Annotated in this window: 20 protein-coding genes; 13 read left to right on the forward strand and 7 right to left on the reverse strand. The window is 64.6% G+C overall.

The genetic code is table 11. The annotated features are described in order from the left end of the window. Positions 1–58 precede the first annotated feature (58 nt). Positions 59–1,003: a tRNA (adenosine(37)-N6)-dimethylallyltransferase MiaA gene (miaA, locus tag YP76_RS21865; protein ID WP_046765714.1), complete on the reverse strand. Its 945-nt coding sequence runs from the start codon at positions 1,001–1,003 to the stop codon at positions 59–61. On the opposite strand from miaA, the gene serB reads away from it, so the two are divergent. The 3 genes from serB to YP76_RS21880 all read left to right on the forward strand — a co-directional run bounded on the left by serB (position 1,002) and on the right by YP76_RS21880 (position 3,853). Further along, positions 1,002–1,880 (forward strand): phosphoserine phosphatase SerB, encoded by an 879-nt coding sequence (gene serB, locus YP76_RS21870; protein ID WP_046765715.1) that lies wholly within the window; start codon positions 1,002–1,004, stop codon positions 1,878–1,880. The two genes, miaA and serB, sit on opposite strands and share 2 nt — an antisense overlap. Before the next feature lie 159 nt (positions 1,881–2,039). Further along, on the forward strand, positions 2,040–2,300 hold the full coding sequence (locus YP76_RS21875) for a hypothetical protein (protein ID WP_046765716.1): 261 nt from the start codon (positions 2,040–2,042) through the stop codon (positions 2,298–2,300). Between the two features lie 50 nt (positions 2,301–2,350). Continuing rightward, positions 2,351–3,853, forward strand: coding sequence for a L,D-transpeptidase scaffold domain-containing protein (locus YP76_RS21880; RefSeq protein WP_046765717.1), 1,503 nt, complete (start codon positions 2,351–2,353; stop codon positions 3,851–3,853). Positions 3,854–4,103: 250 nt separating this feature from the next. On the opposite strand, the gene ruvX is transcribed toward YP76_RS21880, so the two are convergent. Next, on the reverse strand, positions 4,104–4,574 hold the full coding sequence (gene ruvX, locus YP76_RS21885; protein ID WP_046765718.1) for a Holliday junction resolvase RuvX: 471 nt from the start codon (positions 4,572–4,574) through the stop codon (positions 4,104–4,106). A gap of 2 nt (positions 4,575–4,576) precedes the next feature. Then, on the reverse strand, positions 4,577–5,695 hold the full coding sequence (locus YP76_RS21890; RefSeq protein ID WP_046765719.1) for a DUF3089 domain-containing protein: 1,119 nt from the start codon (positions 5,693–5,695) through the stop codon (positions 4,577–4,579). A gap of 98 nt (positions 5,696–5,793) precedes the next feature. On the opposite strand from YP76_RS21890, the gene gatC reads away from it, so the two are divergent. The 6 genes from gatC (at position 5,794) to YP76_RS21920 (ending at position 11,730) form a co-directional block, all read left to right on the forward strand. Next, a complete protein-coding gene (gene gatC / locus YP76_RS21895; RefSeq protein WP_046765720.1) occupies positions 5,794–6,081 on the forward strand; it encodes an Asp-tRNA(Asn)/Glu-tRNA(Gln) amidotransferase subunit GatC in 288 nt (95 codons plus the stop codon). After that, positions 6,081–7,565 carry an Asp-tRNA(Asn)/Glu-tRNA(Gln) amidotransferase subunit GatA gene (gatA, locus tag YP76_RS21900; protein WP_046765721.1) on the forward strand — a complete coding sequence of 495 codons (1,485 nt, stop codon included), beginning with the start codon at positions 6,081–6,083 and terminating at the stop codon, positions 7,563–7,565. Before gatC ends, gatA begins: the two co-directional genes overlap by 1 nt. Position 7,566: 1 nt before the next feature. Next, a complete protein-coding gene (gene gatB, locus YP76_RS21905; RefSeq protein WP_046765722.1) occupies positions 7,567–9,069 on the forward strand; it encodes an Asp-tRNA(Asn)/Glu-tRNA(Gln) amidotransferase subunit GatB in 1,503 nt (500 codons plus the stop codon). A gap of 129 nt (positions 9,070–9,198) precedes the next feature. After that, positions 9,199–9,942 (forward strand): hypothetical protein, encoded by a 744-nt coding sequence (locus tag YP76_RS21910; protein ID WP_046765723.1) that lies wholly within the window; start codon positions 9,199–9,201, stop codon positions 9,940–9,942. Positions 9,943–9,953: 11 nt separating this feature from the next. Continuing rightward, positions 9,954–11,099: a M48 family metalloprotease gene (locus tag YP76_RS21915; RefSeq protein WP_408640459.1), complete on the forward strand. Its 1,146-nt coding sequence runs from the start codon at positions 9,954–9,956 to the stop codon at positions 11,097–11,099. Positions 11,100–11,109: 10 nt separating this feature from the next. Continuing rightward, positions 11,110–11,730: a hypothetical protein gene (locus tag YP76_RS21920; protein WP_046765724.1), complete on the forward strand. Its 621-nt coding sequence runs from the start codon at positions 11,110–11,112 to the stop codon at positions 11,728–11,730. Positions 11,731–11,877: 147 nt separating this feature from the next. Here the strand turns inward: YP76_RS21920 and YP76_RS21925 are convergent, their stop codons facing one another. The 4 genes from YP76_RS21925 to YP76_RS21940 all read right to left on the reverse strand — a co-directional run bounded on the left by YP76_RS21925 (position 11,878) and on the right by YP76_RS21940 (position 19,112). Beyond that, entirely contained in the window at positions 11,878–15,087 is a 3,210-nt protein-coding gene (locus YP76_RS21925) for an autotransporter outer membrane beta-barrel domain-containing protein (RefSeq protein WP_046765725.1), read from the reverse strand. 102 nt (positions 15,088–15,189) lie between these two features. Then, entirely contained in the window at positions 15,190–17,619 is a 2,430-nt protein-coding gene (locus YP76_RS21930) for a TonB-dependent receptor domain-containing protein (RefSeq protein WP_046765726.1), read from the reverse strand. After that, positions 17,603–18,544: a FecR family protein gene (locus tag YP76_RS21935; RefSeq protein ID WP_046765727.1), complete on the reverse strand. Its 942-nt coding sequence runs from the start codon at positions 18,542–18,544 to the stop codon at positions 17,603–17,605. Before YP76_RS21935 ends, YP76_RS21930 begins: the two co-directional genes overlap by 17 nt. Before the next feature lie 55 nt (positions 18,545–18,599). Further along, a complete protein-coding gene (locus YP76_RS21940; protein WP_046765728.1) occupies positions 18,600–19,112 on the reverse strand; it encodes an RNA polymerase sigma factor in 513 nt (170 codons plus the stop codon). A gap of 144 nt (positions 19,113–19,256) precedes the next feature. Between YP76_RS21940 and YP76_RS21945 the strand changes: the two genes are divergently transcribed. The 4 genes from YP76_RS21945 (at position 19,257) to glgC (ending at position 26,507) form a co-directional block, all read left to right on the forward strand. Beyond that, on the forward strand, positions 19,257–20,468 hold the full coding sequence (locus tag YP76_RS21945; RefSeq protein WP_046765729.1) for a serine hydrolase domain-containing protein: 1,212 nt from the start codon (positions 19,257–19,259) through the stop codon (positions 20,466–20,468). Between the two features lie 88 nt (positions 20,469–20,556). Then, positions 20,557–23,025 (forward strand): glycogen/starch/alpha-glucan phosphorylase, encoded by a 2,469-nt coding sequence (locus YP76_RS21950; protein WP_046765730.1) that lies wholly within the window; start codon positions 20,557–20,559, stop codon positions 23,023–23,025. 18 nt (positions 23,026–23,043) lie between these two features. Next, entirely contained in the window at positions 23,044–25,221 is a 2,178-nt protein-coding gene (gene glgB / locus YP76_RS21955) for a 1,4-alpha-glucan branching protein GlgB (protein WP_046765731.1), read from the forward strand. 26 nt (positions 25,222–25,247) lie between these two features. Beyond that, positions 25,248–26,507: a glucose-1-phosphate adenylyltransferase gene (gene glgC / locus YP76_RS21960; RefSeq protein WP_046765808.1), complete on the forward strand. Its 1,260-nt coding sequence runs from the start codon at positions 25,248–25,250 to the stop codon at positions 26,505–26,507. Positions 26,508–26,511: the final 4 nt, after the last annotated feature.

The raw sequence follows: 26,511 nt of genomic DNA on the forward strand, positions 1-26,511 counted from the left end.
GATCAGGCACGATGGCAAGGCGGCTGCGTCTATTGGACATAAAATGGCAAGTCAATAGTTATTGTTGTAATTTTATTACTAGTTCATCCACAATTTTATCATCTATTGATCGTGTTTCGCGGGGCCACGCCGCCGGGGGTTGGCGGGAAAACCAGGTATATTGGCGCTTGGCATATTGGCGCGTGGCGATCCGTCCCCTTTCCAGCATGGTTTCGCGATCGATCGCGCCCCGCAGCCAGTCCGCGATGTCCGGAACGCCGATCGCGCGCATGACGGGCAGGTCGGCCGCGAGTTGCCGCGCGAGCAATGCCTCCACCTCCGCTACGGCGCCGCCATCGATCATCTGTTCGAAACGCTGGTCGCATCGCGCGATGAGCCAGTCGCGGGGAGGCAAGAGGATAAGGGGCGACAGCGTTATGCGGTCGCCTATGCCGCCGCTCTTATATTGCTGCCACGCCCGCAGGGGCTTGCCGGTCGAGCGGATCACCTCCAGCGCACGGGCGACGCGGGTGGTATCGGCCGGGGCAAGGCGGGCAGCGGCTTCCGGGTCTTCGGCGGCGAGGGCCGTGTGCGCCTCCGCCACCGGCATGGCGCGAATGGATGCGCGGATATCGGCATCGATGTCGGGAACCGGAGCAATGCCGTCGAGCAGCGTCCTGAGGTAGAGGCCCGTGCCGCCGACGAGGATGGGAAGGCGCCCTTCATCAAGTGCCCTGTCCACCTCCAGACGCGCCTCGGCGGCCCAGCGCGCGGCCGTGCAGGCTTGCGCGCCGTCGATATGGCCGAAGAGGCGGTGCGGGGCCCGGGCCATTTCCGCCGGCGAGGGGCGGGCGGAAAGGACCTGGAGGTCGGCATAGACCTGGCTGGCGTCGGCATTGATGACGACGCCATTCGCTGCGCGGGCGAGCCGAACCGCAAGCGCGCTCTTGCCGCTGGCGGTAGGCCCGGCAATAAGCGCGACGCGTGGGCGGGATTCGCCCTTCGAAGTATCAGGAGTATCCATGTTCGTCGCGACCTTAGTGGCAAGTGCGGCCTTGAGTCAGGACAATATTGCCGAGGCCGTCGGACGGCTGGCAACGGCGGGGTGCGCGCCCGTCGACAGCCAGTGGCTGGACGAGGACAAGGCGGCCGACATTTTCTTCGGGCAGGACCCGGTCGCGGCGCGGGCCGCCCTGACAGGTGTGGGCGAAAAAGTCGACGTGATCGTCCAACTGGCCGAGGGGCGCGAGAAGAAACTGCTGATCGCGGACATGGATTCCACCATGATCACGGTCGAGTGCATCGATGAACTGGCCGACTATGCCGGGATCAAACCGCAGATCGCGGAAATCACGGAGCGGGCGATGCGCGGCGAACTGGATTTTGCGGGCGCGCTGCATGAGCGCGTGGCATTGCTCAAGGGACTGGCGGACGGAGCCATCGACCAGTGCCGGACCGAGCGGGTGAAGATCATGGGCGGAGCGAAGGCCCTTGTGCGCACGATGAAGGCGCGGGGAGCCAGGACCCTGCTCGTATCAGGTGGTTTCACCCGCTTCACCGGGCCGGTCGCCGAAGAAATCGGCTTCGACGCTGCCGTTGCCAATGTGCTGGAGATTGCGGACGGAGCGTTGCTGGGTACGGTGACGATGCCGATCGTGGACGCGGCGCGCAAACGCGCCGAACTGGAAGCGGCGATCGAGGGAGGGATCGATCGGGCCCTGACGCTGGCCGTGGGCGATGGCGCCAACGACATTCCCATGATCCAGGGAGCCGCGCTGGGCGTCGCCTATCATGCCAAGCCCAAGACAAGGGAGGCGGCTGGCGCGGAGATCGTGCATGGCGACCTGTCCGTGCTCCTCTATGCGCAGGGCATCGCTTCGGCGGAATGGGTCGACGGCTGATCGGTCTTCGGCACGGTTAAGCGCTGCTTAAGCACCGTTCGTCGTCATTTCGGGCCGGTAATGGAATCGAATTCCACCTTCGCTCGTTTCACCTGCGCTGCACTCCGCAGTGTCCAAATCTAGCCGGCGCACGGTCCTCGTAGCGCCAAGGGAGAGGGTATGAAAATCAGGTTATTGGCACTTCTCGGCGGTACGGCGCTTGCCTTGAGCGCCTGCGCGTCGACGAGGGATGAACCTGTCGCACCTGCGCCGCCGGTCGGTCCTGGGGCGATCAGCGGCACCGTCGCGGCGGACCGCAACGGCGACGGCATTGTCGATGGCTATTATTCGCCCGACGGCATGTATCATGAGATCCAGGGTCCGCCCTGTCCGCCGCCCCCGCCGCCTCCGCCGCCCTCGCGTCGTGGAGAACGCGGCTGACAAAGGCATCTGTTCGGGCGCGGCATCATCGCCGCGCCCCTTTCCATCGGATGATATGGGCTTCGGCGCTGTTGCTTGCCCCCTGGCCCGGACAGGTCATCGCACAATCCAGCGCGACGTCGGAAGCCGCACGGACCAGCGTGGCCGCTGAAATCCGTTCGTCGGTCGGCGGGAAGCTCAGGGATTTCTACGGCCCGCGCGGCTATTGGCCGCTCTGGATCGAAAAGGGCAAGATCGGGCCGCAAGGCGACGCGCTGATCGCCCTTATGGAGAGTGCGGATGCGGATGGGCTGAAACCCGGCGATTATGATCTCCGCGCGTTGAAGAGGTTGAAGGGCGACGCCGATGCGAACGGCGATCCCAAGCTTCTGGCGCGTGCGGATCTTGCCTTTTCCAAGGCCTTCGCCGCGTTGGTGAGCGACATGCGCAAGCCTTCGCGCAAGTTGAAGGTGCGTTATCTCGATCCGGAGGTGGAACCGAAGGACGAGGAGCCGCGGGAGATATTGCGGGCCGCGGCAGTGGTGCCATCCTTTGTCGATTATGTGAAGGGTATCGGCTGGATGAATCCCTTCTACGTGAAGCTGCGCAAAGCGCGGACGGGGTTCGCCGAGAGGTGGAGCGGCCTGCCGCAGGTTGCGCTACCGGCCGATGTGAGGCTGCGTCCCGGCATGAAGTCCGGCGCTGCGCCCTTGCGGCGGCGGCTGGGGCTGGAGAGCGGCGCTGCCTATGACAAGGTGCTGGCCGCGAAGGTGAAGGCCTTCCAGGGCGACCATGGCCTGAAGCCCGATGGTGTTGCGGGAACGGCCACCATTGAAGCGCTCAATCGTGGTGACGGCTATTATGATCGTTTGATCGCGCTCAATCTGGAGCGCGCGCGGTTGCTGCCCGGACCCTATACGCGGCATGTGGTGGTCGACGCGGCCTCCGCGCGGCTCTGGTATTTCAGCAAGGGCGCGCAGGACGGCACGATGAAGGTCGTGGTCGGCGCGAAGGAAAGCCAGACGCCGATGATGGCGGGCATGGTGCGCTATGCGACGCTCAATCCCTATTGGAACGTACCGTCCGATCTGGTCGAGCGCAAGCTGGCGCCGAAGATGCTGAACGGCGCATCGCTGACCAAATTGCATTACGAGGCGCTGTCCGACTGGAGCGCCAATGCGCAAAGGCTCGACCCGGCGAATATCGACTGGCGAGCCGTGGCCGACGGCCGGACGGAACTGCGCGTGCGCCAGCTTCCCGGCGGCGACAATGCGATGGGGAAGGTCAAGTTCATGTTCCCCAATGACCTCGGCATCTACCTGCACGATACGCCCTCGCGCGATCTTCTGGCGAAACCGGCGCGACAGTTCAGCAATGGCTGCGTGCGGTTGGAGGATGCGCAACGGCTGGGGCACTGGTTCTTCGGAAGGCCGCTCAAGGCCGAGAGCGACAAGCCGGAGCAGCATGAACCCTTGCCCCAGCCGGTGCCGGTCTACCTGACCTATCTGACCGCGATAGCTTCGGGCGATGGGGTGCAGTTCCTGCCCGATGTCTATGGTCGGGATGTCATGTAGCGCCCGGCAGCCGCCGACGCATCGGCCTGGTTCGGATCATATTCTAAGAGTGCGCTGCGTGAAATCGTACGCAAGCCGCGCGCTCCAAGCTTTTGTTGTCGCATCGTTTCAAGCGCAAAACCGGTTCCCACTTTTGCGCACGATGCTTTAGAGCGCGCTGCGCTAAATCGTACGCGAGCCGCACGCTCTAAGCTTTTGTTGTCGCATCGCTTTAAGCGCAAAACCGGTTCCCACTTTTGCGCACGATGCTCTAGAACCCGGCCATCAGGCCGTCGATCGCCCCTTGCAGGATATAGCTCGCCGCAAGCTTGTCGACCAGTTCGCCCCGGCGGGCGCGGCTGGCATCGGCTTCCAATAATGTCCGCGTCACCGCCTGGGTCGACCAGCGCTCGTCCCACAGCAGGATCGGCAGGCCCAGGTCCGCGATATTGCGTCCAAAGGCGCGGCTGGCCTGGCTGCGCGGGCTTTCGCTGCCGTCGAGATTGAGCGGCAGGCCGATGACCACGCCCTTCACCTGCTGCTGTTCCATGAAGGCGGCCAGCGCGACCTTGTCCTTGCTGAACTTGCCGCGCGACACGGTATGGGCGGGACTGGCGATCGACCAGCCCGCATCGCACAGCGCAAGGCCGATCGTCTTGGTGCCCACATCGAGGCCGATCAGGCGGCCACCATGCGGCAGGGCGTCGCGGAAAACCGCGCGATCGGTGGTGAGGATGGGCATGTCTACTTCTTCAGAAAGGCGGCGAGCCGTTGCTTTGCGTCTTCGCGCACATCGGCCCAGAACAGCGCATAGTCATAGACGTGATAATTATTGCCCGGCAAGGTGAAGGGCCCCATGTCCACCGGCTCCCCGATCATCAGCACGCCGCTGGTGTCGCAGCGCGCCGGGACGATGCCGGGAAGGAGCCGGGTCGGCATGTCGGCGTTCCGGGCGTCGAGCGTGCCGCGATTGGCGCTGGCAGGCGCAGCGCCGTTGAAGGCTCCGGTGATCGGATTGGTGCAGAGCATGTGCGTGCCCTTGTGCGGCTTGCCGGTGAAGCTGGGTTTGCGCTCGAAGCTCTCGATCACGGCGGAAGGATCGGCCGGTTCGGCATAGCTTTGCCAGCTCACGATGCAATGCGACTGGGCGCGCCGCGCGCAGGCGGGCAGGCCCAGGGCAGGAAGGTCCGCTTCGACGGAGATCGGCCAACCCACGGCATAGACGGCGGCGACGCGGTTGGCGACGGGCTTGCCGGCGACCTGTTCGCGCAGAAGCCTGAGCAGATGGAGAGACCCCTGACTGTGCCCGGCAAGGATCAGCGGCCCGTCGGGATTGGCTTTCAGGAAGGCGGCGAAGGCTTGGCTGACGTCGCGATAGGCGACGGCGAGCGCCTGCTCTCCGGCGGGCTTGTCGGTCAGGAAAGCGCCGTAATTGGCCTGGCGATAGCGCGGAGCCCAGATCGAGCCGACGGCGTTGAACGCGCTGGCTTGGCTCTTCACGAACCGCCGGGCGGTGTCGAGCGAGTCCCGGTCGTCGAGGCGCATGTTCCAATGCGCGCCGCCCAGCGTGGTGATGTAGGAGGTCGGGTGGATGAAGAAGACCGCCGCCTTCTGTGCCGACGGCGCGTCCTTCACGCCCTCCGGCGTCCAGAGGGCGGGATTGTCCTTCACGATGTCGGGGCGGGCGATCCACATCTTGGGATCGTCATAGGCTTGGGCGGGAAGCGGAGCGATCTGCGCGAAATCCTCCCGCGGCACCATCACCATGCGGATCAGTTGCATGCCCCAGATGCGATAGGCCAGCAATGCCGCGATCACCAGCACGATCAGGCCGGCAACGACATAGAGGAACTTGCGGGCCAACAGGCGCTCTCCATCATGGTGGTGTGTTTCTGTCTGGCGCAAGCGCGCCATGCGCGCAAGGACTTGAAGCATAAGAGCGCCAATGGTAGCGGCGGCCCATGTCGATAGACCTTCAGACCGTGAAAAAGATCGCCAGCCTTTCGCGCATTTCGGTGACCGACGCCGAAGCCGAAGCCATGGTGCCCGAACTCAACAACATCCTGGGCTGGGTGGAGCAACTGGGCGAGGTGGACGTGACCGGCGTCGAGCCGATGACCGCCGTCATCCCCAACCATCTGCGCCTGCGCGAGGATGCCGTCACCGACGGCAATGTGCGCGACAAGGTGCTGGCCAATGCGCCGCAGGCCGAGCATGGCTTCTTCGCGGTGCCCAAGGTGATCGAATAATGACCGAACTTACCAATCTGACGGTCGCGGAAATCCGCGACGGCTTCCGCGTCGGCGACTTTTCGGCGCGCGAAGTGGCGCAGGCGTTCAACGCCAATGTCGCTGCCGCCAGGGCGCTGAACGCCTTCATCGTCGAGACGCCGGAAAAGGCGCTGGAAGCCGCCGATGCAGCCGACAGGGCGAAGGCCGCGGGTGAGGCGCTGAAACCGCTTTCGGGCGTGCCGATCGGCATGAAGGACCTGTTCTGCACCGAGGGCGTGCAGACGACTGCCGCCAGCCACATGCTGGAAGGCTTCACGCCGACCTATGAGTCCACGGTTTCGAAAAAGCTGTGGGATGCTGGCGCGGGGATGCTGGGCAAGCTCAACCTCGACCAGTTCGCCATGGGATCGTCCAACGAGACGAGCTATTTCGGCAATGTGATCTCGCCCTGGCGGCGGGGCGGCGGCGATAATGCCGCTTTGGCGCCGGGCGGGTCATCGGGTGGGTCTTCGGCGGCGATTTCCGCGCGGCTGTGCCCGGCGGCGACCGGGACAGATACGGGGGGCTCGATCCGCCAGCCTGCGGCCTTCACCGGCATTTCGGGCATCAAGCCGACCTATGGCCGTTGCTCGCGCTGGGGCATCGTGGCCTTCGCCTCGTCGCTCGACCAGGCAGGGCCGATGGCGCGGACGGTGCGCGACAATGCGATCCTGCTGGAGACGATGGCGGGCTTCGACCCCAAGGATTCGACTTCGCTCGATCTGGCCGTGCCGCAGTGGGAAGCCAATTTGTCGAGCGATCTCAAGGGCAAGAAGGTCGGCATTCCCAAGGAATATCGCCCTGACGGCCTGAACGCGGAAATCTCCGCCATGTGGGATCGCGGGATCGAATGGCTGAAGGATGCGGGCGCCGAAGTGGTGGAAGTGTCGCTGCCGCACACGAAGTACGCGCTGCCGACCTATTATATCATCGCGCCGGCCGAGGCGTCCTCGAACCTCGCCCGCTATGACGGCGTGCGTTATGGGCAGCGCGACCTGCCTGATGGGGCGGGGTTGCAGGACATGTATGCCGCCACCCGCGCCTTGGGGTTCGGGCCGGAGGTGAAGCGCCGCATCATGATCGGCACCTATGTGCTCTCGGCGGGCTTCTACGACGCCTATTATACGCAGGCGCAGAAGGTGCGGGCGCTGATCGCGCGCGATTTCGAACTGGCGTTCGAGAAGTGCGACCTGCTGCTGACGCCGACCGCGCCCAGCGCATCCTTCGCGCTGGGCGAGAAGCAGGCCGATCCGCTCGCCATGTATCTGAACGACGTCTTCACCGTGCCGGCTTCGTTGGCCGGTTTGCCCGCCATGGCGGTGCCGGGTGGGCTGGACGCGCAAGGACTGCCGCTGGGGCTCCAGATCATCGGCAGGGCGCTGGACGAGCAGACCGTGCTGAATGCGGGCCTTGCGATTGAAGAACGCGCGGGCTTCACGGCTCGGCCGGACAAGTGGTGGTAATATGACTGAATCAACCTATCGCATTCAGGGCGCAACCGGCGAGTGGGAGGTCGTGATCGGCCTGGAAGTCCATGCGCAGGTGACGAGCCAGGCGAAGCTCTTTTCCGGCGCGGCCACCGCTTTCGGCGCGGAGCCGAATACGCAGGTGTCGCTGGTCGACGCCGCCATGCCCGGCATGCTGCCCGTGCCGAACCGCGAGTGCATCCGTCAGGCGGTGCGTACCGGCATGGCGATCGAGGCGCAGATCAACAAATGGTCGCGCTTCGACCGCAAGAATTATTTCTACGCGGACTTGCCGCAGGGCTATCAGATCAGCCAGCTTTATCACCCGTTGGTGGGAGAAGGCGCGATCGAGATCAGCCTGGACGACAAGAATCCCGACGCCGCGACCAAGGTGATCGGCATCGAGCGCATCCATGTCGAGCAGGATGCGGGCAAGCTGATGCACGATCAGCATCCGACGCGATCCTATGTCGACCTGAACCGTTCGGGCGTGGCGCTGATGGAGATCGTGTCGAAGCCCGACATGCGTTCGCCCGCCGAGGCCGGGGCCTATCTGTCGAAGCTGCGGACGATCCTGCGCTATGTCGGGTCGTGCGACGGCAATATGGATCAGGGTTCGATGCGTGCCGACGTCAATGTTTCGGTTCGCAAGCCCGGCGACCCGTTCGGCACCCGCACCGAGACGAAGAATGTGAACTCGGTCCGCTTCGTCATGGCGGTGGTCGAGCATGAGGCCAGCCGTCAGGTCGACGTGCTGGAGGCCGGCGGCAAGGTGGTGCAGGAAACCCGGCTTTACGATCCGGACAGGAATGAAACGCGTTCCATGCGGTCGAAGGAAGACGCGCATGACTATCGCTATTTCCCGGACCCGGACCTGCTGCCGCTGGAACTGGACGATGCGTTCCTGGAGGAATGCCGCCAGTCGCTGCCCGAACTGCCGGACGCCAAGCGTCAGCGCTATGAGCAGGCGCTGGGCCTTTCCGCCTATAATGCGGCGACCCTGACCGCCGACGCCGACACGGCTCGCTGGTTCGAGGCATTGCTGGCCGAGGGCGCGCGCATCCAGAAGAAGAGCGAGGGCGAGGTTGCCAAGGCTTCGGCCAACTGGCTGCTGTCGGAGCTTTACGGCGCACTCAATCGCCTGGGCAAAAGCCTGGATGACAGCCCGGTGGGGCCTGAGGAGGGCGCGGAACTGCTGGCCCTGGTCGCGGATGGCACGATCAGCGGCACCATCGCCAAGCAGGTGTTCGAGATCATGCTCGAAACCGGTGAGCGTGCACCGAAGATCGTCGAGGAAAAGGGCCTCAAGCAGACCAGCGACACTGGTGCGATCGAAGCGGCGGTGGCCAAGGTGCTGGCCGACAATGGCGACAAGGTCGAGCAGTACAAGGCGGGCAAGGAAGCGCTGTTCGGCTTCTTCGTCGGCCAGACGATGAAGGCGATGCAGGGCAAGGCCAATCCTCAGGTCGTCAACGAATTGATCAAGAAGGCGCTTGGCTGATCAGTCCATTTTGGTGCGATCTCTGCGTGGCAGGGATCGCACCATCTGTACGTCGGCCATTTGCCGTTTTAAGCCCTTGAATATAGCCGCAATGAGTCGGGGGACGCGGCTGTAAACGGGGGTCATTTCATGCGTTATATGTTCGGTTACGCCGTCTTGTGCCTGCTGCTGGGCTGTCTGTCGCCCACGGCCATGGCGCAGGAGAAGTCCGCCGTCCGGCAGGGTTTCGTTCTCGATCCCCATTCGACCAGGATCCTGCTGTTCCGGCCGAAGGTGACGGTCGGCAGCCAATCGACCGCGGGCATGTTCGAGCCCAATGCCGACTGGACGCAGCAGGCGCGCGACAATCTGGATATGGCGCTGGGGGAGGCGCAGCAGAGGCTGGGCAATGAGATTGTCGTGCCGGACGATGTCCTGGGGCAGCAGGCCGAAAGCCTGGCGGAATATCAGTCGCTGTTCGCCATTGTTGCGCAGTCGGTGATCGAATTCCAGTTCTTCCCCGGCAACCGCCTGCCGACCAAGAAGCGGAAGGATGCGGCGTTCGACTGGACGCTTGGCCCCGGCGTGTCCGCGCTCGCCGCCCGATCCGGCGCGCGTTATGGCCTTTTCATCTTTACCGAAGATCAGTTCGGGTCGACCGGACGCAAGATTTTTCAGGTCTTTGCCGCCATGGGCGGCGTGGGCATCCAGTCGGGCCAGCATAAGGGCTTTGCCGGGCTGGTCGATCTTTCCAACGGCGATCTGCTGTGGCTGAACGCCGATCTCCAGATGGGCGGGGACGTCCGCACCGGAGAAGGCGCGCGCCGCCGCGTGGCCCAGTTGCTGGAGGATTTCCCCGGCAGCACAGCCGACTTTGCCGCCGCAGCCCAGTGAGACGGATATTGTTGCGGGCGATCCCGCTCCTGGCGCTGATGCTGCCGGTTGTGGCGACCGCTGCCCCGACGCCTGCCGATCTGCCGCCCTATATGCAGGCCTATCAGCCGCAGGGCACGGATGAGCGCGGCCTCTGGATGCTGGCCGACGAGGATGAACGGGACCTCAGGGATTCGAAATTCGTCATCAACGATCCGGCATTGCAGGCCTATGTGGGCAGCGTGCTGTGCCGGGCGGTGGGCGAGGATCGCTGCCGGGGCGTGCGCATCTATCTGGTGCGGGTCGCTTCCTTCAACGCCAATATGGCGCCCAATGGGGCGATGCAGGTGTGGAGCGGGCTGCTGCTGCGGGTCCGGAACGAAGCGGAACTGGCGGCTGTCCTTGGCCATGAATTCGCGCATTTCGAACTGCGCCACAGCCTTGCGGGTTTCCGCCGCCAGCGTTCGGCGACGGACATTGCGGCCTGGGCTGCCTTTCTGGGACAATATGGTCCAACCATCCAGCAGGCCGCGATCGGATCGATCTTCCAGTTCAGCCGGGAGCAGGAAAAACAGGCCGACCTTCTGTCGCTCAAATATGCGATCCAGTCGCCCTATTCGGCGCAGGCCGCTTCCCACATCTGGCAGCGATTGATGGATGAGGCGGACGCGACCGCCCTGGGCCGCAAGCAGCGCAGCCAACGCTATGACCGGGTCGCCTTCTTCTCGACCCATCCGACCAATTTGGAGCGCGCGACCTATCTTTCCACCCTGTCCGCCGATGTCGCGGCAAAGCCGGAGGGGACGGAGGGCTATGCGGCGGCGCTCGCCAAATGGCTGCCGGATTTCCTGTCCGACCAGTTGAAGCTCAACGATTTCGGCGGGACGGAATATCTGCTTTCCTCGCTGGCGGGGGATCATTGGAGCGCGCCGCTGCTCTTCGCCCGCGCGGAACTCTACCGGTTGCGGGGCAATCCGCGCGATCTGGTGGCGGCGGCGGATTTCTACAAATCGGCCCTGACCGTTGATTCCGGCCTTGCGGAGGCCTGGCGCGGATTGGGCCTGTGCCTGATGCGCGACCGCCAGCAGGCCGAAGGGGCCGCCGCACTCAAAAACTATATCCGGCTGCGTCCGCAGGCAGCCGATATTTCCATGCTGAACGCAATGATCGGCGAATAGGACATCTCCCATGGCGAAACGAATTTTTTCCCTTCTGGCCGCGATGGGCGTGGCATTTTCGGCCCAGCCGCTGATGGCGGGCAATGCGTTGATGCCGGCGGGCACGTCGGTTGCCGTCGCCAAATCGGCGCTGACGGTCACGCCGGAGCGCGAGTGGAACCGGTTGTCGGCGCGCCCCGGCCGCAATTCGGAAACATGGACGCTGGACGGCGACGACCTCAACGGCGTCAATTTCTACAGCATCGAAACGGGGCGTACCCTGTTCCGGGAAGTGAGCAAGAAGACGAAGCCGCTGCCGCGCTTTTCCTCCACCATGTTGCTGACCGACATTCCGGCGTTGCTGGAGAACAGCTACCGCATCGCCCTGGGCACGACGCTCTTTTCCATGACGAGCATCGATCCGGTGCCGTTCCTGGGCGCGAAGGGCGTGCGCTTTTCCTACAGCTTCCGCAAGCAGATGGAGGATGTGTTGCGCCATGGCGAAGCGGTGGGGGCCATCGTCGGCGGCAGGCTCTATCTGATGACCTTCGACGCGCCGGCCATTCTCTATTTCGACCGGGATGTGGCTGGCTTCCGGCAGATCGTGACGTCCGCCCGGCTGGAAAACCCGGCGGTGCCCGCGAGGCGCTGAAAACGGCTGAAATGAAAAGGGGCGCTGCCGGGGGAGGCAGCGCCCCTTCCTTTACTGCCATGACTCCGTGGGGAAGGACGTCATGGCGCAATGGCGGACCGGGAGGGTCTGTGGGGTGTGGCCCGCCAATTCTTCAGTGACAGGACGTCACAGGATGAAGTTAACCGTCGCCCGCAAGGAGATGGCGACGTGATTTTGTTGCTGCTCGGCGCCGAATTCGCCACCCACGCGGAAGCTGTCCGTGCCGCCGATCAGACGCGCGCGTCCGGTCCAGCCGCTCGTGCGCTTGTCGGCGATCAGGGTGAAGTCCTCGCCGCCGGTGAAATGGGCCGTCGTGTCGCCCAATGAGCCGCCGATGATCTGACGCCGTCCGCCTTCCAGTTCGACCCGCATCCAGCCGTCATCCCGGTTGAGGCTACCGAAATCATAGCCCAGCGTCACATTGCCGCTGGCGGTCAGTTCATCGCTGCTGCGTCCGTCGACGATCAGGTTGAAGGCATCGCCGCCACCGGTTTCGCCATAGCCCTTTTCCTTGAGGCGGTAATAATCGATGCCGACCGCCGGGCGCAGGGTGAAGCGGTCGAAGCGCATCTCATAGGAACCGCCCGCCGTCGCCGAATAGAGCGTGCCCGACCAGTCGCCCTTGGCGGTGCGGACGACGTCGCCGCTTTCGAAATGGCGGCTGCCGCTGAAGTCGATCTTCGCCGCCGACAGGCGGGCATAGGTTTGCAGCGGCCCCCAATCCCCGCGCCAGTGCGCCGCCAGTTCGAACTGGTCGGAATCGACCGCATTGTTCGTGATGCCTGAGGAATCACTGCCATGGATATAGGCGAACGACCCGCCGAACGCGCCCAGGCCGGTCAGATATTCCGCGCCGAAGCTCGCCCCCCAGCCGTTGATGTCATAGGAGCCGGTATCGCCCACGCTTTTCGAACTGCCGAAGGCGACCTGCTGCAACCAGAAGCCCAGATGGCCGTCGGCCGTGCGGTAGATGCCGCCCGGATCGGACAGGATGCGGGCGGTGGCGCGCGAACCGGCCGTCACCGCCTCGAACGTGCCGCCGGCATGGTCGGGCAGCATCTGTTGCAGATCGGCCTTCAGCGTGCCTCCGTCCGTGATGGCGAGATAGGTTTTCGCCATCACGCTGTCCTTGTCCAGCGCATGGAAGATCGCGTCATAGGCCCGCGCCGTCGATCCGGTCAGGCCCAGTTCGGAGACCGTCTTGGCCTTGACGGACAGGGTGACCTCGCCGGTCGACGCATTGCCCGTCACCGTGCCGCTGAACATATAGGGGATCAGCGTGGTGCTGGAGAGGACGGGCGTGCCGGTCAGCGATCCGGCGCGGACGATCACATAATCGCCTTCGGAACCGTTGACGCTGGTGAGCGTCGCCTTGACCTGCGATCCGCTGGCGAAGGTCGCGGCGCCACTGACGTCGTACAGCGTATTCCTGTTGTTCGCTGCGTCGATCGTCACCCCGATGACCGAAGAACCGCCCATGGTCAGCGAAGCCAGTGCGACCGTGCCGGTGTTGGAGGCATTGAGCGTGCCGCCGTTCACGACCACCGCGCTGTTGGCCGCGTTGCTGATCGCGCCGTTGAACGCGCTGGTGCCCGACAGGATGAGAGTGCTCGCGCTGCCGCCGAAATCGACGCCGCCATTGACCTGGGACGTGCCTGACAGGTTCAGGCTGGAGCCGTTGCCGCCCAGGATGACGTCTCCCGTCAACGCGGACGAACCGGACAATGCCAGGCTGTTGCTGCCCGCGCCCAGATCGACGTCGCCGGTGATCGTGCCCGCGGAAACCGTGACGACGTCGTTGCCCGATCCCAGCCGGATGTCGCCTATGATCTTCGGCGCGGTCGCGGTCGAGGAAGCCAGTGCCTGGGTCAGCGTTACGCCGCCGCTGTTGGCGGTCATGTCGATCGCGATATTCGATCCGTCCTTGCCGCCCGTGGCCGTGATCGCCCCGGTGTTGGCGAGGCTCGACACCGTGCCGGAGGAATCGAGGATGGCGATGGCCGCTCCCTTGTCCGTGCTGAGCGCCGTGGCGGAGATGGTGCCGCTGTTGATGATGGAACCGCTGCTCGCGCCCGTATCGATCACCAGGGCGCGGGCCGATGTGCCGGCGAGGCTCGAACCGGTTGCGCCCACCGTGCCGCTGATCTGGATGGTGTTTGCCGTGGCGCCGCTGCCCAGCCGGACGGCGGTCGCGTTGCTGTCATAGGATATGGCGCCGACCGTTCCCGTGATCAGCATGCCCTTGGTCAGCGCCACATCGCCGCCCAGGCCGCCGACGACAAGGCCGTTGGCGTTCACGCCGTTATAAACGCCATAGCCCGCGATGGCGCCCTTGACGATCAGGCCATAGCCGGAGCTTTCCGCCGCGACCGCGCCGATGACCGTGTCCGCCGTGGCGGATCCGATCTGGACCGATGGTGCCGCGCCATAGGTGATGATCGCCGCCGAACCTTCGGTGCTGTCCGTCAGGCCGTCATTGTCGACGTCGGGCTTGGTGCTGTCGAGCGTGGGAGGGATGTCGAAGATGATCCCGCCGGTGACATTGCCCGCGATCGTCACCGCCGACCCGCCTTGCAACAGGTCGTCGCTGTCCAGCTTCGACGTGTCGGTCGGCCGCGTGGTCGAACGATAGCCGGTGCTGGTCACGGAGCCCTGGATCTTGACCGCGCCGGTCACATCGCCCTGCAATGCCACGCCGACGCTGTTGGCACCGACCACGGTGGTCGTGCCGCGGATGGTGACGTTGCCGGTCACGCCATTGGCGATGACGCCATGGCCATTGTCGCCCAGGACGCTGGTGCCGCCGCTGGTCGAAAGATTACCCACCAGCGGGCCGTCGATCCGGATGCCGGCGGACTGGTTGCCTTCGATCGTGATGGTGCCGCTGCTGTCGATGTTGCCGCTATGCACGCCGCCCGACTGGACCCAGATGCCATTGCGGCCCGTCCCCTTGGCGAAGGGGCCGTCGATGTCGCCGTCATTGTCGCTGTCGGTGGCGGTATAATTTTCATCCAGCGTGATGGTGCCGCTATGGGTGATGTTGCCGCTTCTACCCGCGGTGGACAGGATGCCGGTCGCGCCGTCCGCATCCGATATCTTGAGCGTACCGGCGTTGCCGACCTTGTTGTTGCTGTCCTGGGTGATGGCGGTGCCGCTGGTCAGGGTGATCGAACCGGCGGAACTGACGGTGATGTCGTCGGCGGCACCATTGGCGGCGGTGGAGGTCTTGACGGCGGTGGTGGTGGACGAGCCGATGGTGGTTTCCGCCGCCGCATCGACCACCGTCAGGGCGACCAGAACGGGAGCAATGGCCGTGCAGGCCAGTAGATTTCGCATGATGTCTCCTCTGCGTGCCGCGCCTCTTTTCGATGAGCGCGCATGCGGCGGAGACGGCGCCCAAGCGCCCGTTCCGTCAGTAAAAAATAATGCGATGCAGGATCAGAAGGCGAAATCCAGCCCCAGCCGCACGGTTCGCGGCCGCAGCGGCGTCACATAATCGCCGCGCAGGTCGAAGGGCGTGCCGAGCGAGAAGCGGTTGCCGCTGCTGTCGAGCAGGTTGGAGAGCGACAGCGACCATTGCACGGCCCCGCGCGACAGGCTGGCGCTGAGCGCGGTGTCGACATAATCGCCCTGTTCGCGTCCCAATATCGGCCCCACGCCCAGCCGCGACTTGCCGACATAGCGCGCCGATCCGCTGAGGTGGAACCGCATATCGCCACCCACCGGCGCCCGATAGTCGAAGCCGATCCGCCCGCCCCAATTGGCGACGTTGGGCAGGGCGAGCATCTGCCCCTCATAGGAGAGCATCCGCACGAACTGGGTCGGACGGCTGAGGCGGCTGTCGTTGAAGATGATGCTGCCGTCCAGTGTCAGACGCGGCACAGGGCGGACGGCGACCCGTCCCTCCACCGTATAGATGCGCCCGTCGCCGATATTGGCGGTGGTCGGGATGCCGATACGGTCGGTGACGTCGGCCTGGATGTCCCTCCATCGCGTATAGGCGACATTGCCGGTCAGCGCGACCGGATCGACGCCGGGCACGCCCTTGCGGAAACCCAGTTCCAGCGTCGAGGCGCGGTCGTTGCGGAAGCGCTGGATATGCTGGTCGTCCACCGCAAGCCCGCCGGGGCGGAATCCCTGCTGGAAACGGGCATAGAGCGTCATGCCCGGCAGGGCGTCGGTGAGGAGCGAGAGGGACGGGAGGAAGATCGTCTCGTTCCGGTTCGCCTGCGCCTCTGCCCTGGCGATGGCGGCGACGGACAGGAAGGCGATCGGATCGAGCGCCTCGCCGCTCAGGCGGCTGTTGGTCAGCCGTCCGCCGATCGTGGCGATCAGGCCCGTGACGGGTTCGAAGGAGGCTTCGCCAAACAGCGTCGCCTCACGGATGCGGTTGTGAACGCCGGTCGAGGATGCAGGCAAGCCGCGCCCGTACATCGGCACGCCGGGAATGACCTGTGTCTCGATGGGTGGCGTGCCATAGGAGGTCAGCGACCGCCGGATATCCGACGTGCTTTCCAGATAGGAGGCGCCCAATATCCAGCCCAGGCCATTGTCCAGGTCGCGGACGATGCGGTTTTCGGTGGAGAAGATGTCGATCTTGTTCCTTTGCCGGAACAGCGCCGCCGGGCCGCCGGGCGGCGTGGCATCGTAGCTTTCCGACAGGATATTGCGTACAAAGCCGGTCGAGGACACGAAACGCAGATCGTCCCATTGTCGCTCGATCCGCAGGTTGGCGAGCGCATAGTCGGACGAATAGGGCTGGGCCACCGCGGAGGCGCGTTTCAGATCCCCGATCAGCTTGGCGGCATATTGGGCATCGTCGCCCTTGATCCGCTGGTAGACGCCGGTGAGGTCGATGGTCCAATTCTCGTCCGGCGCGAAACGCAATGCTGCCCGGCCGCCATAGGTGCGGGTGCGGTTGACGTCATTCCTGTGGCGCAGGACATCGTCGATATAGCCACCATCCTGCACGCCATAACCGACGACGCGCAGTGCGATCTTTTCCGATATGATGGGGAGGTTGATCGTCGCGGCCAGATCGCCGCTCGGATCGCCGTGCTGCGTCGCGCCCAATCCCGCGGAAATCTGTCCCCCCGCACGCCCCAGATTGGGTGCATTGGGGATCATGCGCACGATCCCGCCCAGCGAACCGGCGCCATAGAGCGTGCCCTGCGGCCCCTCCAGCACCTCGATGCCCTGCATGTCGTAGAGCTTCAGGTCCGGATCCGGTGCGGCATAGTTGAGGCGCATGTCGCCCAGATACTGGCCGGTCGTCGCCTGCGTCGGCCCCGCGACCCCGCTATCGGCGATGGCGCGGATGAACAGCTTGTTCCGCCCCGCGCCCGCATGGGTGGAACTGAGGCTCGCCACGCGGAAGATCAGGCTGGCAGTCCCGCCCGCCGCCTCCGCGGCTGTGAAGCCGTTGTCGCCGACCGCATCCACCATCCCGGCATAGCGGGGCAGGGGGGTGTCCCGCTTCGACGCGGTGACGATGATTTCGGCGGGTTCCTGCTCGATCTCCGACGTGGGCACGGCGACGGCGATGCGCCGCTGTTCATGCACCGCATGCGCCCGGACGATCCGATAGGTGTTGCCGTCGATCCGCCGGATGGCGGCGCCGCTGCCCCTGAGCAAGCGCTTGAGCGCGCCCTCCACCGACAGGCGGCCATGAACGGCGGGGGTGGCGATTCCGGCCAGCGACTGGTCCGACATGCCGATGCTGGCGCCGGTCTGGCGGCCGAGCGCGATCGCCGCCTCGCCCAGCCGTCCGGGGGCGATGCTGATATTCTGTCTTTCCGCCGCCCGCACGGGCGAAGCGGCCACTATGGCGAGGGCGGTGACGAAAAGGACGTCAGCGTGGCGGGCCATCCCCCTCCTTCAACAGCCAGACATCTCCCTGCCGGACGGCGCGCAGCCCCATCAGTGGCGCGGCCTGGCCAAAGAAACGCACGGGATCGCGGTCCAGGCGGATCGTGCCGGTAAAGCGCATCGCGCCCGCGCCCGGCGTGGCGTCCAGCTTGACCCCCAGCGACCGGGCGATATCGCCGCTGATCTGCGCGACCGGGGCATTGGCGTAGGTCAGGCGGCCCTGTCGCCAGCTTGCGACGCTATCGGGCGCGATGTCCATGACGCGCAGGCCGCTTTCGTCGTGGGTCAGGGCGCGGCCCGCAGGCAGGGCGATCGCCTCCGCCTTCGGATTGTAGATCACCTCGCCTTCGGACACGCCGATCCGCGTCATGCTGCCGCTATGCACGATGTTGAAGACGGTGCCCGCATCCTCGAACACCGCCTCGCCCACGGTCACGCGGAACGGATTGGCGGTGTCATGACGGACGGTGAAGGCCGCCTCGCCGCCGTCGAGCGCCGCAAAGCGCGCGTCACGGCGGTCGAAGCGCATGGTCGTGCCGCCATTCAATTCGACGCGTGTGCCATCATCCAGCGCGACGGTACGGGTTTCGCCGGGACGGGTCGTGACGGTGTAGATGTCCGGCCGGTTCATGAGGTGCAACGAAACCACCCCGGCCAAAGCCGCCGCGACCGCGCCGCCCGCCATCGCGAATTTGGGCCAGCGCATCGGCTTCCAACCGCGCGGCCCGGCATCATTGGCAGGCACGGCGATGGAGACGGGCTCGGCCGGGACGATCTCCGCCAGATCGGCGTCGGCCGCCATCAGGGCGTCGTAAACGGCCGCATGCGCCGGATCAGCCTCCAGCCATCCGGTGAAGGCTTCCCAATCGGCAAATTCAGGATCGCGCGTGCGGATGACCCATCCGAGCGCCTCCTCATTCATCATGGCTACAGCCCTGTTCATGTCAGCCCCTCATCTGAGCCAGACGCCGCCGCCCGTCTCATTCCGTATCCATTTTCTGCTTGAGGGCGATCATGGCACGATAGGCCTTTTGCAGATCCTTCTCCACCGTGGTCAGGCTGACGCCCAGTTCCTCCGCGATCAACCTCTGGCCCACCCCCTCCAGGCGGAAGCGGCGGAAGACCAGTTCGACGCGCGGCCCCAGCGATTGCAGGACGGCGCGGGCCTCATCCAGCTTCTCGGCCAGGATCAGCCGCTCGTCTATCGCGATGTCTTCTGACGGATCGGCCATCACGCCGCCCGCACCTTCCGCCCAATCCTGTTCCCGCCGCCCGCGCCGGGTGGCGGAACGATAGCGGTCCAGCATCAGATTGTTCGCCATGCGATAGAGATAGGGCAGCGGGTCGGCGATCGGGCCGAGATCCTTCTCCTCCAGCTTCATCCACATGTCCTGCAACAGGTCCTCGGACTCGTCGCCCGCGCCGCGTGCGCGCAGGAAACGCAGCAGGGCGGGGCGGTTGTTCAGGAAGATGGCGGAGAGGCCGGTAGCCATGAAGAACGTGCGTCCAATGGGATCAGGCGGTTGCCATAAAGGGCCGATGGAGGTGTTGCAACGGGCAAGCAGCGGAAGGAGCGTGGCATTTACAGGACGCCCATGCCTGTTCTAGGGCCGGAGGGCAGGCCGGCAGGAGGATCGATGCAGCTTATAGGGCAGGTGGACGCAGCGGCGGCGCGGACAGCAGGCATGGATGCCGGGAAATTGCAGGCGTTGGCCGATTTCGTTCACGAAACCTATGTCGCGCCCGGCAAGCTGCCGCATATGCAGTTGCTGGTGTCGCGTGATGAGCAGCCGCTCCTTGCGGTTCGCAGCGGCTTGGCCCGGGCGACGGGTGAACCGCTGGCGGGGGACGCGCTCTATCGCATCGCCTCCATGACCAAGCCCGTGACCTCGGTGGCGTTCATGATGCTGGTCGAACAGGGGCTGGTTGCGCTGGACGATCCGGTGGCGAAGGCGCTGCCGGAATTCGCCGGCCTGGCTGTCGGCGCGGACGGCAAGGGACGGATGCAGCGGCCGATGCTGATGATCGACCTGCTGCGGCACACGTCCGGCCTCACTTATGGTTTGCAGCGGCAGACCGCGATCGACGCGCGTTACCGGGATCTTGGCCTCGACGAATTCCAGCAAAAGCGCAGTCCCGATGAGTTCATTGCCGCACTCGCCTCGCTGCCGCTCGAATTTTCGCCGGGAGAGCGGTGGAATTATTCGGTGTCGACCGACGTGCTGGGCGTGGTGGTGGAGCGCCTGAGCGGCCTCGATCTGGAGCGCTTTTTCCGGGAACATATCTTCGATCCGCTGGGCATGGCCGACAGTTTCTTCGAACTGCCGGAGGATCGTGTCGAGCGGATGACCGACGCCTGGCAACTCGGCCCGGATCGCACGTTTTCGCTTTACGAGCGGGGCGCACGCAGCGGCTGGCGCAGGCCATTGACACTGCGTTCCGGCGGCGGCGGACTGGTGTCCTGCATGGCGGATTATCACCGCTTCGCCCGGATGCTCCTGCGTGGCGGGGAACTGGACGGCGTACGGTTGCTGAAGGCGGAGACAGTGGCGGCGATGCACGCCAACCACCTGCCGGGGGGCAAGGACCTTTCCAGCCTGTCCTCCTCCATGTTCAGCGAGGCGGACTATGCCGGGGTCGGCTTCGGGCTCGGCTTTGCGACGGACCTCAGGACGCAGGAATATTATTGGGGCGGGGTGTTCTCCACCTTCTTCTTCATCGACCCGGTGGAGCGGTTGATCGGCATCTTCATGACCCAGCATTTCCCGTCGAGCATCTATCCGGTGCGGGGGGAATTGCGGCGCGGCATTCGCGATGCGATCGTCGACGCGCGGGGAAATCCCGATTAAATTTGTTGCGCTGCAAAATTTGCTGTTGGCGAGGGACAGGGGGCATGCAATCATCCCTGCCGAACGCACGGCAAAAGGGGCACGCGCCATGAACCTCAAAGGCCAACCCACTCTTCCCAAGCCCGCTCCCCGGCAGGTCGATCCGCAGGTCCTTGCCCATGAGATCGTCGAGCGGCTGACCTATCGCATCGGCAAGAATGCGGAGGCGGCAAAGCCCCATGACTGGCTGCACGCCGTCATCCTCGCCATTCGCGACCGGGTGATCGATGCGTGGATCAACTCCACCCAGAAAACCTATGAGGAACAGGGGCGCAGGGTCTATTATCTGAGCCTGGAATTCCTGATCGGCCGCCTGATGCGCGATGCGGCGTCCAACATGGAAATGCTGGACGACATGCAGGCGGCGCTGAGTTCGCTGGGTGTCGATATCGACATCATCGCCGCGCTGGAACCGGATGCGGCGCTGGGCAATGGCGGCCTGGGGCGGCTGGCGGCCTGTTTCATGGAGAGCATGGCGACGGTCGACGTGCCCGCCTATGGCTATGGCATCCGTTATGTGAACGGCATGTTCCGGCAGGAGATTTCGGACGGTTGGCAGGTGGAACTGCCCGAAACCTGGCTGACCCACGGCAACCCCTGGGAATTCGAGCGGCGCGAGGCGAGCTATGAGATCGGTTTCGGTGGCCGCGTCGATCCGTCGGAAAGCGCGGATGCCGGGCCGCACCAGATGCGCTGGCGGCCCGCCGAGCGGGTGATTGCGACGCCCTATGACACGCCGATCGCGGGCTGGCGGGGCAAGCGGGTCAACACGCTGCGCCTCTGGGAAGCGCAGCCGATCGACCCGATCCTGCTCGATCGCTTCAATGCGGGCGACCATCTGGGCGCGCTGACCGAGAGCAACCGGGCCGAGGCGCTGACGCGGGTGCTTTATCCCGCCGACAGTTCGCCTGCGGGACAGGAATTGCGGCTGCGGCAGGAATATTTCTTCTCCTCGGCTTCCTTGCAGGACATCGTCCGGCGCCACATTCAATATTTCGGCGATATCCGCACCCTGCCCGACAAGGCGGCGATCCAGCTCAACGATACCCATCCCGCCGTCGCGGTGGCGGAGTTGATGCGGATATTGCTCGATCATCATGGCCTGGATTTCGACGAAGCCTGGGACATGACCCGGCGGACGTTCAGCTACACCAACCACACGCTGCTGCCCGAAGCGCTGGAAAGCTGGCCGGTTCCGCTGTTCGAGCGCATGCTGCCCCGGCACATGCAGATCGTCTATGCGGTGAACAGCCGGTTGCTGGGCGAGGCGCGGCGGTCGGGCCAGTTCGACGACCGGTCGATCGGCACGATTTCCCTGATCGACGAAGGCGGCGAGCGGCGCGTGCGCATGGGCAATCTGGCCTTTGCCGGGTCGCACAGCGTCAACGGCGTGTCGGCGCTGCATACCGAACTCATGAAGGAGACGGTGTTCGCGGATTTCCACCGGCTCTATCCGGCGCGGATCAACAACAAGACCAATGGCGTCACCTTCCGCCGCTGGCTGATGCAGTGCAATCATGGCCTGTTCGAACTGATCCGCGAGGCGATCGGCGACCGTTTCATGGACGATCCGGAGGCTTTGCGCGACCTCGATCGCTTCGCCGACGACAGCGCCTTCCAGGAGAAATTCCTGGCGGTGAAGCGCGGCAACAAGGTCGCCCTGGCCGACCTGCTGCGCCAGCGGGTGAATGCGCGGATCGATCCTGCGGCGCTGTTCGACATCCAGATCAAGCGCATCCATGAATATAAGCGGCAATTGCTCAACATCATCGAGGCGGTGTCGCTCTACGACCAGATCCGCTCGCATCCGGAAAAGGACTGGGTGCCCCGCGTCAAGCTGTTCGGCGGCAAGGCGGCGCCCAGCTATCACAATGCCAAGTTGATCATCAAACTGGCGGGTGATGTGGCGCGGGCGGTCAATCATGACCCGGCGGTGCAGGGCCTGCTCAAGGTGCAGTTCGTGCCCAATTATAATGTGTCGCTGGCCGAGGTCATGATCCCGGCGGCGGACCTGTCGGAGCAGATTTCGACGGCCGGCATGGAGGCGTCGGGGACCGGCAACATGAAGTTCGCGGTCAACGGCGCGCTCACCATCGGTACGCTCGATGGCGCCAATGTCGAGATGCGCGACCATGTGGGCGAGGAGAATATCGTGATCTTCGGCCTGACCGCCGCCCAGGTGAACGAGCGGCGCGCGCAGGGATATCATCCGCGCGATGTCATCGCTCAGAGCCGGGAACTGGGACAGGCGCTGGACGCTATTGCCAGCGGGGTCTTCTCGCCGGACGATCCGGGGCGTTACCGGGATTTGGTGCAGGGTATCTATGATCATGACTGGTTCATGGTGGCGGCCGATTTCGACAGCTATTCCTCCGCTCAGCGGCGGGTGGATGCGATGTGGCGCGATCAGGCGCTATGGGCGAAAATGGCGATCCACAATGTCGCGCGCATGGGATGGTTCTCGTCCGACCGCACGATCAGGGAATATGCGGCGGACATCTGGAAGCTGTCGGTTTGAGCGGAGGCCGGAATTAGGGTGGCATTGACGCCGGAACAGATCAGCCGGCTGCTGGAGGGGCGGGAGGATGATCCTTTTGCGACGCTGGGCGTCCACCCGGCGGACGCGTCCGGGGGGAAAGGGGGCTTTACCGCCTGCCTTTTCCTGCCCGAAGCGGTCAGCGTCACGGCGCACAGGCTGGACGGCAAGGCGGTCGGGACGCTGGCGCAGGTCGATCCCGCCGGGTTGTTCTTCGGCAAGCTGTCGATCCGCAAGGCGCAGCCGCTGCGCTATCATGCGGCCTATGCCGATGGCGGCGCATATACGCTGATCGATCCCTACAGCTTCGGGCCGGTGCTGGGGCCGATGGACGATCATTATTTCGCCGAAGGGTCTCACGCGCGCTTGTTCGACAAGATGGGCGCGCATCCCATCACCCATGAAGGCGTTGAAGGCACGCATTTTGCCGTCTGGGCACCCAATGCCCGGCGCGTGTCGGTGGTGGGCGACTTCAATCGCTGGGACGGGCGCAGGGGAGCGATGCGGCGGCGGCAGGATGCCGGGATATGGGAAATCTTCCTGCCCGAAGTCGGCGCGGGCAGCCCCTACAAGTTCGAGATCGTGGGACCGGACGGCGCCGTCCTGCCGTTGAAGGCCGACCCCTTCGCCTTCCAGTCGGAATTGCGGCCCTCCACGGCCTCCATCGTGGCGGCGAAGCCCGACCATGAGTGGGGCGATCAGCATCACCGCGCTTATTGGGAAAAGGCCGATCCGCGGCGCGAGCCGATTGCCATCTACGAAGTCCATGCCGGGTCGTGGCAATGCGACGAGGATGGGAGTTTCCTGCACTGGGATGCGCTGGCCAACCGGCTGATCCCCTATGCGGTCGGCATGGGCTTCACCCATATCGAATTCCTGCCGATCAGCGAATTTCCCTATGACCCGAGCTGGGGATACCAGACCACCGGCCTTTATGCGCCGACGGCGCGTTTCGGCGATCCGGCGGGGTTCGCGCGCTTCGTCGACGGCGCCCATCGGGCGGGGTTGGGCGTCATCCTCGATTGGGTGCCGGCGCATTTTCCGACCGATGCCCATGGGCTTGCCCGCTTCGACGGCACGGCGCTTTACGAACATGAAGACCCGCGCAAGGGCTTCCACCCCGACTGGAACACGGCGATCTACAATTTCGGCCGGCGCGAGGTGGCGCAATATCTGGTCAACAACGCGCTCTTCTGGGCCGAGCGCTATCATGTCGACGGGCTGCGCGTCGATGCCGTCGCCTCGATGCTCTATCTCGATTATTCCCGCAAGGATGGGGAATGGATTCCCAACAAGCATGGCGGACGGGAAAATGTGGAGGCGGTGGAGTTCCTCCAGCAGATGAACAGGGCGCTCTACGGCACCCATCGCGGCGTCATGACCATTGCCGAAGAGTCAACGAGTTGGCCCAAGGTTTCGCATCCGGTCCATGAAGGGGGACTGGGTTTCGGCTTCAAATGGAATATGGGCTTCATGCACGACACGCTGCGCTATCTGGCGCGCGATCCGGTGCACCGCGCCCATCATCATGACGACATCACCTTCGGCCTGCTCTACGCCTTTACCGAGAATTTCGTGCTGGCATTGAGCCATGACGAGGTGGTGCACGGCAAATCGTCGTTGCTGCACAAGATGGCCGGGGACGATTGGCAGAAATTCGCCTGCCTGCGGGCCTATTACGCGATGATGTGGGGCTATCCCGGCAAGAAGCTGCTGTTCATGGGCCAGGAATTCGCCCAGCGCGAGGAATGGAGCGAGGCGCGGGCGCTGGACTGGCACCTGCTCGATCACAAGCCGCACCGGGGGGTGCAGTTGCTGGTGAGCGATCTCAACCGCCTCTACCGTTCCCGTCCGGCGTTGCATGCGCGCGACTGCGAGGCGGAGGGGTTCGAATGGGTGCTGGTCGACGCGGCCGGGGACTCCGTCTTCGCTTGGGTCCGGCGGGCACCGGGCGCGGCGCCCATCGTCGTCATCAGCCATTTCACGCCGCTGCTGCGCCATGGCTACCGGATGCGCCTTCCCTCGGGCGGACGCTGGCGGGAGGTCATGAACAGCGACGCATCCGAATATGGCGGCAGCGGCGCGGGGAATATGGGGATCGTCACCGCCGATGAGGAGGGAGGGGCGCATGTCACCATTCCGCCCTTCGGCACGCTGATGCTCGAACTGGACTATTAAGCCGAAGTTGAAGGAGAGGAATGCCGATGCCACCGGGAAACCAGCCGATTGCGCGTGACGCCATGGCCTATGTGCTGGCGGGCGGGCGCGGCAGCCGGCTTGCGGAACTGACCGACCGGCGCGCCAAGCCCGCCGTGCATTTCGGCGGCAAGGCGCGGATCATCGACTTTGCCCTCTCCAATGCCCTCAACAGCGGCATCCGCCGCATCGGCGTCGCCACCCAGTACAAGGCGCACTCGCTGATCCGCCACCTCCAGCGCGGCTGGAACTTCCTGCGGCCCGAACGCAATGAAAGCTTCGACATCCTGCCCGCCAGCCAGCGCGTGTCGGAAAGCCAATGGTATGAGGGCACGGCCGATGCCGTGTTCCAGAATGTCGACATCATAGAAAGCTATGCGCCGGAATATATGGTCATCCTGGCGGGCGACCATGTCTACAAGATGGACTATGAGCTGATGCTCCAGCAGCATGTCGATAGTGGTGCGGACGTCACCGTCGGCTGCATGGAGGTGCCGGTTGCGGAAGCCAGCGGCTTTGGCGTCATGCATGTGGATGAGCAGGACGTCATCACCGCCTTCGTCGAAAAGCCGAAAAAGCCGCCGCATATACCGGGCAATCCCGGCATGGCGCTGGCATCGATGGGCATCTATGTGTTCCGCACGGCTTTCCTGATCGAGGAACTGCGCCGCGATGCCGACGACCCGGCAAGCCATCGCGATTTCGGCGGCGACATCATCCCCCATATCGTCAAGCATGGCAAAGCCGTCGCCCATCGCTTTTCCAACAGTTGCGTGCGCGCGGAAAGCGAGCCGGTGCCCTATTGGCGGGACGTCGGCACGATCGATGCCTATTGGCAGGCGAATATCGACCTGACGGACGTGGTGCCCTCGCTCGACCTGTATGACCGGAGCTGGCCGCTCTGGACCTATTCCGAAGTCACGCCGCCCGCGAAATTCGTGCATAATGAGGAAGGACGGCGCGGTTCCGCGACATCGTCGCTGGTGGCGGGCGGTTGCATCGTGTCGGGATCGTCATTGCATCGCAGCCTGCTCTTTTCGGGCGTGCGGACGCACAGCTTCTCTTCCGTCACCGAAAGCGTCGTCATGCCCGACTGCGTGATCGGGCGCGGGGCGCGGTTGCACAAATGCGTGCTGGATTCGGGCGTGATCATCCCGCCGGGGCTGATCGTGGGCGAGCATCCCGACCATGATGCGCGGCGTTTCCGCCGCACCGACAGCGGCGTGACGCTGATCACCCAATATATGATCGAACGGCTGGTGGACTGATCTT

Origin of the sequence: Sphingobium chungbukense, from assembly GCF_001005725.1 — a bacterium.
Lineage (GTDB): Bacteria > Pseudomonadota > Alphaproteobacteria > Sphingomonadales > Sphingomonadaceae > Sphingobium > Sphingobium chungbukense.

Excerpts from the sequence above, each read along its gene's own strand:
- serB (WP_046765715.1), top strand. The coding sequence starts at position 1,002 with ATGTTCGTCGCGACCTTAGTGGCAAGTGCGGCCTTGAGTCAGGACAAT.
- miaA (WP_046765714.1), bottom strand. The coding sequence starts at position 1,003 with ATGGATACTCCTGATACTTCGAAGGGCGAATCCCGCCCACGCGTCGCG.
- YP76_RS21875 (WP_046765716.1), top strand. The coding sequence starts at position 2,040 with ATGAAAATCAGGTTATTGGCACTTCTCGGCGGTACGGCGCTTGCCTTG.
- YP76_RS21880 (WP_046765717.1), top strand. The coding sequence starts at position 2,351 with ATGATATGGGCTTCGGCGCTGTTGCTTGCCCCCTGGCCCGGACAGGTC.
- ruvX (WP_046765718.1), bottom strand. The coding sequence starts at position 4,574 with ATGCCCATCCTCACCACCGATCGCGCGGTTTTCCGCGACGCCCTGCCG.
- gatC (WP_046765720.1), top strand. The coding sequence starts at position 5,794 with ATGTCGATAGACCTTCAGACCGTGAAAAAGATCGCCAGCCTTTCGCGC.
- gatA (WP_046765721.1), top strand. The coding sequence starts at position 6,081 with ATGACCGAACTTACCAATCTGACGGTCGCGGAAATCCGCGACGGCTTC.
- gatB (WP_046765722.1), top strand. The coding sequence starts at position 7,567 with ATGACTGAATCAACCTATCGCATTCAGGGCGCAACCGGCGAGTGGGAG.
- YP76_RS21910 (WP_046765723.1), top strand. The coding sequence starts at position 9,199 with ATGCGTTATATGTTCGGTTACGCCGTCTTGTGCCTGCTGCTGGGCTGT.
- YP76_RS21920 (WP_046765724.1), top strand. The coding sequence starts at position 11,110 with ATGGCGAAACGAATTTTTTCCCTTCTGGCCGCGATGGGCGTGGCATTT.
- YP76_RS21925 (WP_046765725.1), bottom strand. The coding sequence starts at position 15,087 with ATGCGAAATCTACTGGCCTGCACGGCCATTGCTCCCGTTCTGGTCGCC.
- YP76_RS21930 (WP_046765726.1), bottom strand. The coding sequence starts at position 17,619 with ATGGCCCGCCACGCTGACGTCCTTTTCGTCACCGCCCTCGCCATAGTG.
- YP76_RS21935 (WP_046765727.1), bottom strand. The coding sequence starts at position 18,544 with ATGATGAATGAGGAGGCGCTCGGATGGGTCATCCGCACGCGCGATCCT.
- YP76_RS21940 (WP_046765728.1), bottom strand. The coding sequence starts at position 19,112 with ATGGCTACCGGCCTCTCCGCCATCTTCCTGAACAACCGCCCCGCCCTG.
- YP76_RS21945 (WP_046765729.1), top strand. The coding sequence starts at position 19,257 with ATGCAGCTTATAGGGCAGGTGGACGCAGCGGCGGCGCGGACAGCAGGC.
- YP76_RS21950 (WP_046765730.1), top strand. The coding sequence starts at position 20,557 with ATGAACCTCAAAGGCCAACCCACTCTTCCCAAGCCCGCTCCCCGGCAG.
- glgC (WP_046765808.1), top strand. The coding sequence starts at position 25,248 with ATGCCACCGGGAAACCAGCCGATTGCGCGTGACGCCATGGCCTATGTG.